The sequence below is a fragment of the uncultured Lutibacter sp. genome, from assembly GCF_947495725.1.
GTDB lineage: Bacteria > Bacteroidota > Bacteroidia > Flavobacteriales > Flavobacteriaceae > Lutibacter.
This window is the reverse complement of record NZ_CANLZZ010000006.1, coordinates 1-16,679: the sequence shown is the minus strand read 5'-3', so window position 1 is coordinate 16,679 and position 16,679 is coordinate 1. Positions and strand designations below refer to the sequence as shown.

The window sequence follows — 16,679 nt, the reverse complement described above, 5'->3', positions numbered from 1 at the left end:
TATTTTATTTAAGGTTTAAATTTTTAATTGTCTCAATTAGAACATTAGCAATTAATTGATGCTCTTCAACTTTTGGATGTCCTTTTGAGTTTTTATAAGGAGTGAAACTAGTATAAACTTTATCATCTTTTAGACTTTTTACTGCACTTTCTACGTACCCAGGCCATTTTGAACCTACTTTTGTGATATTCATATTACCCAATACACAAATAATTGGAGTATTTGGATATTTACCTCTAATGGTTTTTATGAAATTAGCATATGCCAAAATTGTTTTTTCTTCGGAAGGTTTTTCGGTTCCAAAGCGTCTTTTAAACTCTTCATGTTTTGGTCTATTTACAATCCAAGAGTCATTTTGAAATAAATTTACCACAACTACATCTGGCGTTTTTTGAGTAAAATCCCATTTGCTATTTTCATCACTTGGGTTTAACCTGTAATACATTTCAGGCATTATCATATTAAACCAACTTACCATAATTCCAATTCCTCCACGAGCAATACAGCTATATTCAGCATTAAATTCACGAGCAGTAATTGCGGCATAAGTGTTATAATTGTTAGTTACATTTCCATCAGGTTTATCGTTCCCACTATAATCCTCATTTCCGTGACCTGCTGTAATAGAATCGCCATAAAATTCAAAAAATAATTCTTTTTTAGGGTCTTTATCTAAAAGTTTTCCTTCAATTTCAAAACCATAAAACAAGGTATTACCAAAAGTCCATTCATTTCTTTTAGTTAATTCAATTGAGTGCTTTCCTTTCTTTAGGTTTTCAGCTAAAACATAACTGTTTTTACCTTTGTTCAGTTTTAAAGTTTTAAATTTGGAACCGTCTATTATTACATTAAAATAATTTTTTCCGTTTTCATCATCTAAAATTATTTTTGCGGTTTTTCCTTCAAAATTTATTTTTATTGAAGTACCAGACCAATATATTTCTGAAGCTGTTCGTGTTTTGTTAACACCAACTCGACCTTCATAGGCTATGTTTTTATTAGAATGTTTCACAAAAGTAGTAGCCGAATCAACAACTAGTGTTTTGCAACCAACAACTAAAAACAGTAATAACGTATATCTAAATAGGTGTTTCATTATAATTTTTCTTATTTCAGTTTCCAAGCTCTAAAATATTTTACATGATATTCACCATCTAATCGATTATCATCAGGTAATGCTCCAAACCATTTATTAGACTCACAATTAAAATTAACTTCTAATGGTTGATGCCAATGTGTATTTTTTGCTTCTCTAAACAAAATTCCATCAATATAAAAACGAATAAACTCTGGTGTCCATTCCAATCCCCATACGTGATAATCGGCCTGTAATTCTTCTGGGAAATAATATTTTTTTGTTCTTGAAAAATGTTTTTTTACATCACCTTTATCTTTTGGCGCTCTAAATACGTGAATATTTGAATTTAAATCGTGACGATTATAGTATAAACCTGGAGCATTTTCACAAATGTCAATCTCGGTCCACCAATCTTTACTAACATTAGTCATCCAAAAACCAGAAACCCAAGGTGCATCCATAAGTTTAACTTCAGCTTCAAAATAACCATATAAAAATTTGTTTTTACTTTTTATAAACCCCGTAGAATGTGTAAAATCTTTTGGCAAAGTTTCATTTCCGTGCTTGTTAACTCTTATTACCAATTCATCATTTTCTAAGCTAACATTTGAACCATGGAAATATGTAGGCGGTCTCCCTTTCCATTTTGGGTTATTTGGATACCAACGTTCTTCATTTAACTCACTTCCTTTAAATTCATCTGAATATTTTTTAAGAAGCTTCCATTTTTTTGAATTTGATTGATCTGAAAGTGGGAATTTATTGTTAATTCTTTTAACAGCTCCATCTATGTTTACTGAATCAACATAATTTTTGGGTGGAATAGTTAAATTTTGAGCAAATAATGAACCATTTGCTATTAAAAATAAAACTACCAAAACCTTTAATTTATAATACATACATTGCTTATTTTAAAAAATTAAATTTACTATTTGTTCAACACGTATTAAAATTCAATTGTCCATAATTGTACTACATATGATTTATTATTTAAAATCTCTTACAAATTAAAAAGAGGGGTAAAATTTACCCCTCTTTTAGCTTATATATTGATTAAAAACAATTATTTTTTAGCTTTTGGTCTTAATGCCCTATTTCTTGTTGTCTGAAATCTCTTTTCTTCTTTTAATACATTCTCTGCGTGAGGATCAAACCATTGTGGAGGGATATTTTTTGAATCCCATTCTTTATAAGCTAATTCTAATTCAGCCATAATTTTTGGGTGTTTATCCGAAATATCATGACGTTCATAAGAGTCCTTTTCTAAATCAAATAACAACGTTTTATTTTTATAAGAACTTTTATACAACTTAAAGTTTCCTTTTCTAACTGCATATTCAAATCCACCAACTGAACGCCAAAACATAATTTCGTGTGGCTTATTTGTAACTTCTTTATTTATAAATGGTAGTAAATCTTTTCCTTCCAATTGTGTTTCTTTAGAAGCGTCTCCTCCAGCTAAATTTAACAAAGTTGGAAATAAATCTAAAGATATAACTGGCTCGTCATACACTTGGTTTGGTTTAATTCCGTTTGGATATGTAATATAAAACGGAACTTTAATTCCACCTTCAAACAACATTCCTTTATGTCCTCTATAAGGTCTATTATCTGCGTGTTCAGTTCTACCTCCGTTATCACTTAAATAAACAATAACAGTATTGTCTTTCATTCCGTTTGCTACCAATGTAGAATCAATTCTCCCAACACTATGGTCAACTCCATTTACCATAGCACCATAAATACTTCTACCAGCATACTCAATGTGTTTTGTTTTCTCTAAATACTGTTTTGTAGCGTGATCTGGTGCGTGTGGAGCATTATATGCCAAATACATAAAAAATGGCTTATCATCTTTTTTTGTGATAAAATCTATCGCTTCATCTGTAAAATCATCTGTTAAGTATGTTAATTCATCTTCTGGTACAGCTTTTCTATCTCTATAAATGGTTTGAATTTTATTTTTTGAAATTCCCCAAAAGTTCATTCCTCCTCCCGGAAAACCAAACCAATGGTCAAAACCTTGTGCTGGTGGCCATAAATCTTCGTGATCTCCTAAATGCCATTTTCCAATTGCACTTGTTCTATAACCTAATTCTTTAAATGCTTCAGGCATCATTTTTTCAGATAAAGGGGTACCAACGGTTGCGTCTCCTTCCATATCATATGGCATATTACAATCGTGACCAAAACGTGCTTGGTAACGACCAGTTAGTAGACCAGCTCTTGAAGGACTACAATATGGGTGTGATACATATCCGTTTGAGAAAATAACTCCTTCTCCAGCCATTTTATCTAAATTTGGTGTTGGAATATCTGTACAACCATTAAATCCAACATCAGCCCAACCTTGGTCATCAGTTAAAACCACAATAATGTTTGGTTTTTCTGAACTTTTAGTAACAACTGTTGTTTCTTCTTGTTGTTTTTCTACACAGGAAAAACAAATGATTGCTAGTAATAAAATAGCTAGTTTAGATTTCATAATTAACCTTTAAAATTTAAAATTACAACTTATCAAATTCAAAAGTACTAGACTTCTAATATAAAATCCTATACATTTGTTCACATAACTACTACATATGTTCTATTTCATTAAAATTTTATTTTTTCGGCTTTCACTTTTGATGAATAAGGAACTAAGTAAAATGAATACTTATAATCTCCTGGTTTAATTAAATATTCTTCGTGCGATTCTGCTCTCTTTGACCAAGTGTCGTCTCCACCAACTCCAGTTTGTTTTAAATCTACATTCACAGTTAAAACATTTCTATCAATTAACTCATTGGTATGTTTTGCTTCTTGTAAATTTTTAGTGCTATATGGCACTACACTAAAACTCAATTTATCTTCTCCTTTTACCAAAACACCTTTTCTATTTAAGCTTTCCAATTTAAACCAACTAGTTTCAGTATGATTTCCAAATTCTTCAGGATAAACATATTGATAACTCATAGTTTTTGCTTTTCCAGAATATAAACCAATATGAGAACCATAGTTTCTATCGGCATAATTTGGATGTGGTCCTTTACCTAAATATGTTAACTTTCCATAAGCATCAGAAATATCGAATTGCATTCCAATTCTTGGTGCATTTGGCGAACCTTCTGCAATTTCAACATTGTAATCTACCTTTACTTCACCGCTTCCTAAAATGGTATATAATAAATTAACCGTTGTTTTTGGATTCGCTATTTCACCTTTAACAGAAACTATTACTTTTCCTTTTTCTGAAGAAACTACGGTCACATTTTCAACATTTAAGTTATCGCCTGCATTCATCCAATCTAACTCATTTTGTTTTTTCATACTTTTTCTGTAAGCCTCATCGTTTTCAGTTTCAGCTCTCCAAAAATTTAATTTTAAAGGTGAAGCTATAACATTGATTCCTTTTGATTTATATGAAGAAATATAACCAGTAGATTTATTAACCTTTACTATAACTGCTTTATTTTTTACAGTTATTTCCTTACTATTGTCATCAACTGTTAATGTTGAATTACTCTTTAAGTTTTCAGCATTTTTTACCGAATAGTTTAATTTAAACTGCTCTTCAAACACTAAATAACCTTTGCTTTCCCATAAAGCATCTTCTTTCAACTTCCCTTGAATATTGATAAAGTATTCGCTAGCAGTTTTCAATTTTGGCTTTTTAAAGTCAATTCTTAATTTATCTGATTCAAATGGTTTAGTACTTAAACTTAATACATTTCCTTGTTGAATTATTTTTCCGTTTTCAGTGATATTCCAAAACAAATCGTATTTAGATAAATCAGTAGCGTGGTGACGATTTAAAATTTCGAATTCACCCTTTAAAGCATTTACAGCCGAAATAACTATTGGCTGATTTACTTTTTTACACTCGTAAGTTGCTGGTTTTGGAGTTCTATCTGATGCTATTACACCGTTAATACAAAAACTACCATCGTTTGGTGTGTCTCCATAATCACCACCGTAAGCTAAAAACTCTTTTCCATTTTCGTCTTTTTTCAATAAACCTTGATCAATCCAATCCCAAATATAACCACCTAAAGCTCTGTCGTTTTTATAAATAACATCCCAATATTTTTTCATGTTTCCTGTTGAATTCCCCATTGAATGCGCATACTCACACATTACAACTGGACGCGAATCAATAGGACTAGTATGGTCTATTAAACTTTGTAACTCTGTTGGCGATGGATACATTCTACTTATCATATCTACCCAAGCTGGATCGGTTGGGTTTCCCTTACTATGAGCTTCTTTAAAATTAGGCGTGTAATTTTTATGATTTGGAACACCTTGAGCCCCTTCATAATGTACATAACGAGTTGGATCAAAAGTTTTAATCCAAGTTGCCATCGCAGCGTGATTTGGTCCCATTCCTGATTCGTTTCCTAAACTCCACATAACAATACTTGGGTGGTTTTTATCTCGCTCAACCATTCTAACTGCACGTTCTAAATACGAGTTACTCCATTCTGAAACATTTGACAATTGACCACGAACACCGTGTGTTTCTAAATTTGCCTCATCCATTACGTAAATTCCATATTTATCACATAAATCGTAAAAATAAGGGTCGTTTGGATAGTGTGAAGTACGTACAGCATTAAAATTGAACTGCTTTAATAACCTTACATCTTCTTCCATATCTGCTCTTGAAAGTGCTTTTCCGTTAGTCATATGATGATCGTGACGATTAACACCAATCATTTTTACTGGATTACCATTCACCAAAAAGCGTCCTCTTTCATCAACTTCAACCTCTCTAAAACCAACTTTTGTACTTGTATGTTGAATAGAATTTCCTTTGTCATCTTTTACTTCTAGTAAAAGTGTATATAAATAAGGATCATCTGACGACCAATGTTTTGGAGACTTTACTTTAGTTTCAATCAATCCAAAATAAACGTTATCTCTTTGTGGATAAAACTCGCCAAAAAACGCCCCTAATTTAAATACATTTTCTTTTCCTACCTTTTCACCTTCAGCATTAACTAATTTAGAAGTTAATGTCCAATTATCAACTGTAGTTTTTAATGGAGCCGTACCAAAATGCCCAACTTTTTCTACATATTTATTTGAAATGTTTGCAATAAACTCGGGTCTAATTTGCAACAAAGCATCTTCGTAGTTTTCATCAAAATCCGTTCTAACAAAAAAGTTAGAAAGTCTCACTTTTGGAACAGCTTGCAAATAAACCTCTCGCTCAATTCCACTCATTCTCCAGTGATCCTGCGCTTCCATATAACTTCCATCACTCCATCTATACACTTTTACAGCAACCTTATTTTCTCCTTCAACTAAATGTTCTGTAATATCAAATTCAGCAGGTAATCTAGTATCTTCACTATAACCAACAAATTCACCATTTACCCAAACATAATATGCCGAAGAAACGCCACCAAAATGAAGAATTACATCTCTATTTTCCCAAGAAGCATCTACATTAAAAGATTTAATGTAATGCCCAACTGGATTATCGTGATGATTTATTTTTGGAAAATCACTAAAAAACGGATATGTTGAATTTGTATAAATTGGTGTTCCATAACCTCTCATTTCCCAATTTGAAGGAACATCAATTACATCCCAACCAGAAGCATCAAAATTACTTTCTTGAAAAGTTTTAGAAGCATCAGATGGTTTTGCAACCCAACTAAATTTCCAATCACCATTTAATGATTTATAATATTTTGAAGACTCTCTTTCTCCAGAAATTGCTTGAGATTCATTTTCAAAATTATAAAAAGTTGCAACAGATGGCAATCTATTAATTTGATTAACATTTGGATTTTCCCAATCGTTTTTTAGTTGAGAAAATACAAGCGTTGTTAAAAATAAAGCGATAAAAGTAAGTGTACTATTTTTCATTTAAAATACGATAAAATTTATTAAAGGTAAAAGTAATATTGATTTCGATACTTATCTATCAGAATTGATTTAAAAAAGATTACAATTGGTTTATTTACAAAAAAAAGCCGCAAATAAATTGCGGCTTTTTTGTTTTAGTTTTTATAAAACTTATTATAAATACCTGATATATCGAGTGGATCGTCCATTTCTTTTTGAAGAACAAGTAATTCATCAAACATTGTTTTAATTTTTTCTTTATTTGCTGAATCCCCCGCTAAATCATTCATTTCTTCAGGATCATTAATTAAATCAAATAATAATATTTTATTTAATTCTGGATAAACCAATAACTTGAAACCATCTTTTCTAATCATACGACTTACACTTAAATAAGCGCCATAAATGGATTTGTAATGACTTTCTTTTCGTTTACCTTTTGCAATATCTAAGAAACTATTGAACTCTACATATGCTGGTTTTTCTGCCCCAGAAATATCAAGCGCAGTTGCCATAACATCTTGTAAATATACATCTACATTTGAACGTTTATCTGCAGGAATATCAGGTCCAATAATAACCATTGGCGGACGAATACTATGATCGAACAAACTTTGTTTACCTAATAACCCATGTCTACCCATTGCCAAACCGTGATCAGCGGTATAAATAATATACGTATTATTCATTTTACCCGATTTTTTCAAAGTTTCTATAATAGCACCTATTTGGGCGTCAACATGAGTTATACTTGCATAATATTCTTGGGTGTGTACCTTAACAGCATATTCTGTTCTTGGAAATGGAGCCAAAGCTTCATCCCGTAAATCATCTCCATTTGCAATATTATGTCTGTAAGGATATTCTGGTAAAAAACTTTTTGGAACAGAAATATTTTCTAATGGATACATATCTACAAACTCTTGCGGAGCTTGTCTTGGATCGTGTGGCGCATTGAATGCTAAATACATAAAAAACGGATTGTCTTTTTCTTTCGCTTGATTAATAAAACCAATTGCATCATCCTTTAAAACTTCACTCCAGTGTTTTCCACCTTTCCAAAAACCACCTTTTGAAGTATCTGTTGGCGACCAAGATTTGTCGTTCTCACTTAAAGGTCGGTTATAACCGTTTGGCATAATATCAGCAGAATTTGCTCCTTTTATTTTAGATAGTGAATCAAACTTTTTAACCATTGTTGCGTGATCCCAAGCATCTTTAGGCATTCCTCCTCTAATATTAATCGTATTTTGAAAAACCATTGAAGCCGGAGCATCTACATGCCATTTACCAGTCATATAAGTATCATATCCGTTGGCTTCCATTAATTTACTCCAAGTTTTACTTAAACTAACACTATCTTTTTTATACCAATTTTTTCTGAATTTATTTGCTCTCCAAACAAAACGCCCAGAATTTATCATTGCTCTAGAAGCAGCACAAACTGCTCCACTCCAAGATCCCATATTATATGCGTGTGTAAAAGTTGTTCCTGCTTTTACCATAGCATCCATATTTGGAGTTATAATTTCTTTATTTCCCAATGCATTAATAGACGAATAGGTTTGATCATCAGTAAAAATGAAAACAATGTTTGGTTTTTCATTTTTTTCTGCAACTTCTTTTTTAGTTGTTTTATTACAACTTACTAATACTACTAGCAGTAACACAAAATAATTTTTTAACATGGTGCTTTTGTTTTTATTACAAACAATGCTCGTTTTTTACACGAGCACTGTTTAACCTTATTATTTAATTCAAAAAATCTATTTTACAAAGTTGCTTTATTAAAATCAATAATTTAAAAACGTATGAATTTTATAGTGCAACAAATGTTTTTATTTAAAATTATCATTCTTCAAAGCCTTTAAACTAACCCCTAAAAGCTTTTTTGCTATGTGCTCTAAATCTGTCATAGGTCCTTCAAAATGATATGTATTATGCCAATGAATGTTCCTTTCTCCGTTTTTTAATACTTTTGCTGAAGCAGCACTTTCTAACTCGAAAAAAGTTGAAACGTTATTTTCACTAGCATTATTATAACAACTTACAACATCACCTTTGTAAAGCTCACTGTGATTATATTCATCACAATTTAAATAGTTTCCTTTATTGTTAAACTTAAACGTAATAATTGTTAACACTTTATTTTTAAAATCTATGTTTCCAAAGATAGGTTTCGCATTAATTTTATTAATTCCTATTTTACTTCTATAAGCTCCATCTGTTTTATAAAAAACTGCACTATCCGAACAAACTAATTTATCCTTATCTATTTCAGCTAAATATTTTTGAATAGTTAATGAATCATTTTCTTTTTTATTAACAGGAAATATTCCTATAGATTTATGTGTGCCTTGAAACATCCCTAAAATCCAGGGTGCTATAATTCCATTTTTTTCAATCCAATCATTTCCAATATTTTCAATACTATTTTTAGATTGAAAACCTACAACTTTTATATTTTTTGAAATTTCAATTTCTAAATCTTTTTCAATTTCAGAAATTGAAAATAATTTAATTTGTCTATTTAACTTTATATTAAAATTGGTATTAATATTATTTACAAGTTTTAATTTCTTTTCAAATTCTATTTCCGAAGTTGTTTTTTTAACCACATTATATGTTTCAATATCTATAGCTTTTGGAACGTACCAATTATCACTTTCTATTTCTTTTCCATTATAATATAATGAAAACTTACTTCCAATTGGTCCTAACCAAAAACGATCTTCACCTCCAAAGCCATTTCCTCCAACTCTAAATTTTTCACTTTCAATTAATTTATAATTAAGCCAGCCATAACTTTTGCCAAACATTCCATTTGAAGTGCTACTTAATACTCTTCCTTGAAGCTTAGGAGATACAATAATTTTAGAGTTTGAATTAGATAAAATAATTGGATCAATATGTTTTTTTAAGAAGCTAAAATCGTATCCAAAGGTTCCTTTTTGGTATTCTGTATTAGATTGACAACTCAAAACAAAGAGTAACAAACATATAATAAAAAACAATTTTTCTATTTTCAATTTTAAATGATTTTTACTATTTATCTTCAATTAAATTCTCAATTGTTTCTTCACTATTATTTCTCTGTCTAATATATTTACTAGGAATTACACCAAATTGTTTTTTAAAACATTTGGAAAAATAGGACGCTGTATTAAACCCTGTCATATACATAATTTCTTTCACCGACATATCGCTTTTTTCCAATAACTGTACAGCTCTTTTTAATCGAATGTTTCTAATAAATTCACTTGATGACAACCCTGTTAATTCTTTTATTTTTAAGTACAGATTACTCCTACTCAAGGACATTTCTTTTACTAATTGCTCAACGCTAAAATCTGAGTTCATCATATTTTTCTCAACAATTTCAATTGCTTTATGAAGAAATATTTCATCTGTAGAAGTTACAGTAACTTCTTTTGGTTGCAAGGTGGTATCTCTATTAAACCTTTTTCTTAATTTATCTCTGTAGTTTAAAATATTAGACAATTTTAACTCTAAAAGCTCCATATCGAAAGGTTTTCTTACATATGAATCTGCACCAATTTTTAAACCTTCTTTTTCCCATTCTGGTGATGTTTTGGCTGTAAGCATAACCACTGGAATATGGCTTGTTTCTTGCGTAGTTTTTAATTTTTCACAAAATTCAATACCATCCATTATTGGCATTAAAATATCTGTAATTATAATGTTTGGAATTATTTTTGAAGCCAGTTCAAAACCTTTCACCCCATTTTCAGCTTCATAAATTTCATATTTTTCTTCTAAACCTAATTTTATAAATGATCTAATATCCGCATTATCATCAACAATTAATAAAATTGGGTTTTTAGATCTTGTTTTTGAATAATTTTGATCCACAATTTCATCAAAAACACCAACTGCGTATGATTCAGCATTTTGTTCATTTATAAATGTTTCACTTTCATTATCATCACTAAAAGTTATATCTATATTATCTTCATAATACGATTTATTTTTAGGTAAATAAATTACAAAACTTGTTCCTTTTTTTTGTTCACTTATAACATCTATACTTCCTTGATGTAATTCAACCAGTTTTTTGGTAAAAGCCAATCCTATACCTGTTCCTTCCGAATTAACTCTTCTAACATCTCTATCTACATAAAAACGTTCAAAAATAAACTTAATCCTGTGCTTTGGAATTCCTCTTCCCGAATCTTTCACTTCTATAACCACAAAATCTTCTAAATTATTTTTTTGTTCTAATTCTTTCGGCACTTCAAAATCTGCTCCATCGCTAATTAATATTGAGATATTTCCTTGACTTGGTGTAAATTTAAATGCATTGGATAATAAATTATTCATTATTTTCTCAACAGCATCTGGATCAAACCAGCATTTTAGAGATTTTAGCTTCGATTTAATTTTAAAATTAACTGCTTTTTTCTTACTTAAAAATTGAAATGGTTCTCCAACAACTTTAATAAACTCAATTAAATCGCTATTACCAACCTTTAGACTCATTTTCCCTTTGTCCATTTTTCTAAAATCTAACAATTGATTTACCAGTCTTAAAAGGTAATTTGTATTTTTATGCATTAAATTATATTGCTCCTCTACCTTAGTTGGATCTACATTTCTCCAATTCTTTTGTAAATATTCTAAAGGGCCCTTTATTAAAGTTAAAGGAGTTCTAAATTCATGTGAAATATTCGTAAAAAACTCTAGTTTTAATCTATGTATTTCTTCGTGTTTTTCTTTTTCAAAATGCTCCAACTCAAGCTGATGTTTCTTCGTAGAGCGAATAATGGTAAATCTTCTAAAGCCAATCATAGCCAAGAAAAACAACAATATATAAATACCGTTGGCTGTATTTGTTCTCCAAAATGGTGGAATAACATTAATTTTTAATTCTATAGGAGTTTCATCCCAAAGCCCATCGTTATTTGATGCTTTTACCTTTAAGGTATAAATACCAGGTTCTAAATTTGTATAAGTTGCAAATCTTTTATCAGATGAAGTAAAAACCCAATCTTCATTAAACCCTTCTAATTTATATGCGTATTGATTTTTTAGAGGAGCCGCATAATGTAGTGCCGCAAATTCAAATGAAAAACTATTTTCACTATATTTTAAATCTATTTGGTCAATTTCATTAATTGATTTATTTAAAATAACACGTCCGTTAATTTCTTCATTAATTCCTATTGGTTTATTAAAAATTGAAAAGCCTGTAATAACTGTTTCCGCTTTAATTGAGTTGTCCTTTATTTTATCTGGAAAAAACGTATTAAAACCACTAACTCCTCCAAATATCATTTCGCCATTTCTTTTCTTAAAACGAGCTAATTCACCAAATTCGTCATTTTGTAGTCCATCATTACTATCGTAATTTTTAAAAACTTCTGTAGTTGGGTTAAATTTAGACAAACCTTTATTTGTTGAAAGCCATAAATTTCCTTCATCATCTTCCAAAATTCCTTTTATTACATTATTTGGAAGACCATTTTTTTCAGAATAATTTTTAAAATAATCTCTTTCTGGATTGGACGAGGCAATTAGTTTATTGAGTCCACCTCCAAAAGTTCCAATCCAAATATCACCTTTGCTACTTTCAAAAATGGTTAAAACATAGTTATGACTTAAACTAGTACTATCGTTCTTTTTGTTTTTATAATTTATAAATTCAGGATTTTTCTTTAATGCTTCGTTTTTTGTTAAGCGAGATAAGCCATTACCTGTTCCAAACCATATATCTCCTTTACTGTCTTCAAAAATATCTCTAATAATGTCATTTGCAATGCTATTAGGCTGATTTATATTATGAGAAAGTATATCTCTTTTATACTCGTAGTTGTTTCCATAAATTAAACACCTATAAACACCTCCACTATAAGTACCAATCCATAAATTTTTATTGCTATCTTCTAACAAAGAAAAAACACTTGGTATACCATTAAAAAACCTAGTTAAATCGTTTTCAGAAAAACTTCTAGGTTGCGTAATATCAATCTGAAAAATTCCAGGTGAGCTTTGCCCTCCTACTAAAAGCAACTTTTTATTTCCCTGCGCTATTTCTGTAATTGCAAAAGGACGATTTATTTTATTAAGGTTTGTAAATTTATTATAATTATCATTATCTTCTTTTTTTAACATATTTAATCCTCCACCTTCTGTGCCAATCCATAAGTAACCATTGCTATCTTCAAATATTGCTCGAATATTATCATTACTTAAACTACTTGGATTCGAATTTTTTTGAACTAAATTAAACTGCTTACTCTCTGGGTCAAATATATTAACTCCTCCTCCATTTGTTCCTATCCAAACTATTCCGGTATTATCAATAAATAAGGATGTAACCAAGTTTTTACTTAAACTACTAATAGAACTTTTTGGATCATATTTAAAATGATTTAAAAGTTTAGGAACAGCGTTTTTATCGTCATTCTTAAAGTAAAACAAACCCTCATTACCGCCGATCCATAAATTTTCACCATTTTCAATAATATAATTAGCGCTGGTTAATGGAATTTTATTTTTTTTTGGCTTTTCATTATTTAAATAAGATATATGCAAATTATTTACAGTAGCAATTAACAATCTTCCAAAGGAGTCTTCGCTAATGTCTCTAACCTGAATATTGTTTATTCCAATTGATTTATTTATAACCTGAAAATAATTGGCTCCCATTTTATCTCTCGATAATTTATAAATTCCTCTAGCCCCTCCAACTAGTATTCTATCTTGACTATCTTGAAAAATACAGGATATGGCATTACTTCCTTGGTTTTCTATAAAATTATCTAGATTAGGTTTAAAATGATGAAACACTAAAGAGTCATGATTTTTTGTAACATCAATCATGTCTAAACCTTCTTTAGTTCCAATCCATAAACGATTTTGCCTATCTAAATATATATCTCTAATATAATCACTACTTAAACTATTAACATCATCTTCATTATGTCTAAATTGCCTAAATTTCTCTGAGGACTTATCAAAATAGTTTAATCCATAACCCGTAGTACCTATCCATAAATTATCATTTTCATCGCCCGTAATTTTCCAAACCAAATTACTATTAATACTAAACTCATCATTTGGATTAGGTTTAAAAACTGTAAACTTATAGCCATCATAACGGTTTAAACCATCATGTGTTCCAAACCACATAAATCCTTGATTGTCTTGATAAATAGCATTGACATCATTTTGCGAAAGTCCATTTTTTGTAGAAAGGTGATCAAATGAAATTCCACCTTGAGCAACACAAACTCCAATAGAAACAACGTTTATAATAAAACTTATTACAAAACTCTTGATATTATATTTTGATAATCTGTATTTCATAATTAGTAAAAATATTAACAAAAGATATTAAAAATTTGATTAAACAAATAATTGCCTTTTTCAAATCTTTAATATTCAAACAAACATAGTCATTCAAAACCGAACTATTCTCTATTAGATGAATCTCTTACAATTAACTCAGCATCTACTATAATTTTATTTAAAGTAGTTTTTATTGATGGATTTTCAATCCTATTTAAAAACGCTTCAGCTGCTAGCTTTCCAATCAACTCGCTTTTTTGATCAATTGTAGAAATTGATGGTTGTACAAATGAGGTAAATGGCTCATTACTAAAACCTACCAAAGCTATATCGTTTGGAACATTAATATTATTTTCTTTTAAAACTTGTAAAGCTCCTAAGGCAGCATAATCACCTGCGGCATAAACTGCATCGGGTCTTTTTGGTAAATTTAACAATCCCTCCATAATTCGCCTACCATCTTCTATTCTCAAATTACTTTCAATAATTAAATCTTCTTCAATAGGTAAATTATATTCTTTTAGAGCATCTCTATAGCCCGAAATCCTATTTTTATATATTCTAGAATGACTAAAACCTGCAATATGAGCAATTCTTTTACATTTTTGAGATACTAAATGCTCAATAATCATATGACTCGATAAATAATCATCAATACCTACATAATCCACATTTAAATCATTTTCACCTCTATCAAATAAAATTAAAGGAATTCCTTTCGCCTTAATTTTCTCATAATATTCCAAATTAACCGTTTCATTTGCCAAAGAAGCAATAATACCATCAACCTGAGTGTACAATAAAGATTCTATATTATTACATTCTTTTTTATAAGACTCATTAGATTGAGTAATAATAATATTATAACCTTCTTTATTTAAAACTTCCTCTATATTTTCTAACACAGAAGAAAAGAAATTACTATTATTTCTAGGAATAATTACACCCACCAAATTACTTTTCCCTTTTCGTAAAGCACTTGCTAAATGATTTGGTTGATAGTTTAAATTCTCTGCAACTTGTTTTACAGCAATTTTCGTTTTATCACTAATTCTAGGATGGTTGTTTAACGCTTTAGAGACAGCCGAAGGCGTCAACCCTAAAACATTAGCAATATCTTTTATTGTAGATTTTTTTTTAATTCCCAAAATTTTTATACATTTGTTCAATCGATTGAACAAAGATAGACTCTTTTTTCTAAATGCCAAATAAATAAATTAATATTTTTCTTTATTTTACTGGGGTTACAGAGAGATATAAACAAAAAGATTTATTTTAAATCTTTATTTTTTTAATAAATTGTTCAAACGATTGAACTAAACCGAATTTAAAAAATATTTATAATGAAATACATTGTTTGCGAAAAACCAGGAGACTTTCAATTAAAAGAAAAAGACGCTCCAGTTAGAAAAGAAAATGAAGCTTTATTACAAATAAATAAAGTTGGAATTTGCGGAACCGATATACACGCCTATGGTGGAAATCAGGCGTTTTTCACCTACCCAAGAATTTTAGGTCATGAACTCGCCTCTGAAGTATTAGAGATTGGAGAAAATGCTCGTGGAATTAAAGCCGGAGACAAGGTTGTAGTAATGCCGTATGTTAGCTGTGGAAAATGCATTGCTTGTAGAAACGGAAAAACTAACTGCTGTACAAACATAACAGTATTAGGGGTGCACGGTGATGGTGGGATGCAAGAACAAATTACGGTGCCTGCAGATATTTTATTACCAGCTAATAATTTATCTGATGATCAAATGGCAATAGTTGAACCTTTAGCTATTGGAGCTCACGCTGTAAGAAGAGCCGATATAAAACCAGGTGAAACTGTAGTTGTAGTAGGTTGTGGTCCAATTGGAATTGGTATTATGAAATTAGCTCAAATTGCAGGAGCAAAAGTTATTGCTCTTGATATGAATGACCAACGATTGGCTTATGCTAAAGATAAAATTGGTGTAGATTATGTTGTAAACGCAGGAAATAATCCTATTGAAGCTATTTCTGAAATTACTAATGGAGATTTAGCAACTGCTGTTTTTGATGCATCTGGAAATAAATTTGCTTTGGAAGCTTGCCCAGATTATATGGCGCATGGAGGACGATTTATACTAGTTGGATTATCTAAAGGAGAACTAACGTATACACATCCAAAAGTACACGCTAAAGAAATGACATTAATGTGTAGTAGAAATGCTACTACTGAAGATTTTGAACATGTAATTAGTGTTTTAGATCAATTCCCTACAGATTCATACATCACTCATAATGTCCCTTATACTGAAATGATTGCCAACTTTGATAGCTGGTGCGATTTAGAAACTGGTGTTATGAAAGCAACCGTAGACTTTAAACTATAACTATACATAATAATACAGACTAAATGAAAAAAGTAGTAACATTTGGAGAAATCATGTTAAGATTGGCTCCACACGGATTTTTAAGATTTTCTCAG

The 16,679-nt window shown here is 30.0% G+C and carries 9 protein-coding genes; 1 reads left to right on the top strand and 8 read right to left on the bottom strand.

Annotation, left to right across the window (positions count from 1 at the left end; translation table 11 throughout):
- Positions 1-4 precede the first annotated feature (4 nt).
- From Q0776_RS13960 to Q0776_RS13925, 8 genes are all read right to left on the bottom strand, one after another.
- On the bottom strand, positions 5-1,096 hold the full coding sequence (locus Q0776_RS13960; protein WP_298369504.1) for an SGNH/GDSL hydrolase family protein: 1,092 nt from the start codon (positions 1,094-1,096) through the stop codon (positions 5-7).
- Positions 1,097-1,107: 11 nt separating this feature from the next.
- Positions 1,108-1,977, bottom strand: coding sequence for a family 16 glycosylhydrolase (locus tag Q0776_RS13955; protein ID WP_298369501.1), 870 nt, complete (start codon positions 1,975-1,977; stop codon positions 1,108-1,110).
- Positions 1,978-2,141: 164 nt separating this feature from the next.
- The gene (locus Q0776_RS13950; RefSeq protein WP_298369498.1) at positions 2,142-3,563 is read right to left on the bottom strand and encodes a sulfatase-like hydrolase/transferase; all 1,422 of its coding nucleotides are present in this window, start codon (positions 3,561-3,563) and stop codon (positions 2,142-2,144) included.
- 110 nt (positions 3,564-3,673) lie between these two features.
- Entirely contained in the window at positions 3,674-6,937 is a 3,264-nt protein-coding gene (locus tag Q0776_RS13945) for a glycoside hydrolase family 2 TIM barrel-domain containing protein (RefSeq protein WP_298369496.1), read from the bottom strand.
- Between the two features lie 134 nt (positions 6,938-7,071).
- A complete protein-coding gene (locus tag Q0776_RS13940; RefSeq protein ID WP_298369493.1) occupies positions 7,072-8,604 on the bottom strand; it encodes a sulfatase-like hydrolase/transferase in 1,533 nt (510 codons plus the stop codon).
- 150 nt (positions 8,605-8,754) lie between these two features.
- Entirely contained in the window at positions 8,755-9,945 is a 1,191-nt protein-coding gene (locus tag Q0776_RS13935; protein WP_298369490.1) for a DUF6786 family protein, read from the bottom strand.
- A gap of 16 nt (positions 9,946-9,961) precedes the next feature.
- The gene (locus tag Q0776_RS13930) at positions 9,962-14,245 is read right to left on the bottom strand and encodes a two-component regulator propeller domain-containing protein (protein ID WP_298369488.1); all 4,284 of its coding nucleotides are present in this window, start codon (positions 14,243-14,245) and stop codon (positions 9,962-9,964) included.
- A 104-nt stretch (positions 14,246-14,349) separates the two neighbouring features.
- The gene (locus Q0776_RS13925; protein ID WP_298369485.1) at positions 14,350-15,375 is read right to left on the bottom strand and encodes a LacI family DNA-binding transcriptional regulator; all 1,026 of its coding nucleotides are present in this window, start codon (positions 15,373-15,375) and stop codon (positions 14,350-14,352) included.
- A gap of 195 nt (positions 15,376-15,570) precedes the next feature.
- On the opposite strand from Q0776_RS13925, the gene Q0776_RS13920 reads away from it, so the two are divergent.
- Positions 15,571-16,584, top strand: coding sequence for a zinc-binding alcohol dehydrogenase family protein (locus Q0776_RS13920; RefSeq protein ID WP_298369483.1), 1,014 nt, complete (start codon positions 15,571-15,573; stop codon positions 16,582-16,584).
- The last annotated feature ends 95 nt before the right edge of the window (positions 16,585-16,679 follow it).

Bases quoted from the DNA above. Each gene is read 5' to 3' on its own strand.
- Q0776_RS13960 (WP_298369504.1), bottom strand. From the start codon at position 1,096: ATGAAACACCTATTTAGATATACGTTATTACTGTTTTTAGTTGTTGGT.
- Q0776_RS13955 (WP_298369501.1), bottom strand. From the start codon at position 1,977: ATGTATTATAAATTAAAGGTTTTGGTAGTTTTATTTTTAATAGCAAAT.
- Q0776_RS13950 (WP_298369498.1), bottom strand. From the start codon at position 3,563: ATGAAATCTAAACTAGCTATTTTATTACTAGCAATCATTTGTTTTTCC.
- Q0776_RS13945 (WP_298369496.1), bottom strand. From the start codon at position 6,937: ATGAAAAATAGTACACTTACTTTTATCGCTTTATTTTTAACAACGCTT.
- Q0776_RS13940 (WP_298369493.1), bottom strand. From the start codon at position 8,604: ATGTTAAAAAATTATTTTGTGTTACTGCTAGTAGTATTAGTAAGTTGT.
- Q0776_RS13930 (WP_298369488.1), bottom strand. From the start codon at position 14,245: ATGAAATACAGATTATCAAAATATAATATCAAGAGTTTTGTAATAAGT.
- Q0776_RS13920 (WP_298369483.1), top strand. From the start codon at position 15,571: ATGAAATACATTGTTTGCGAAAAACCAGGAGACTTTCAATTAAAAGAA.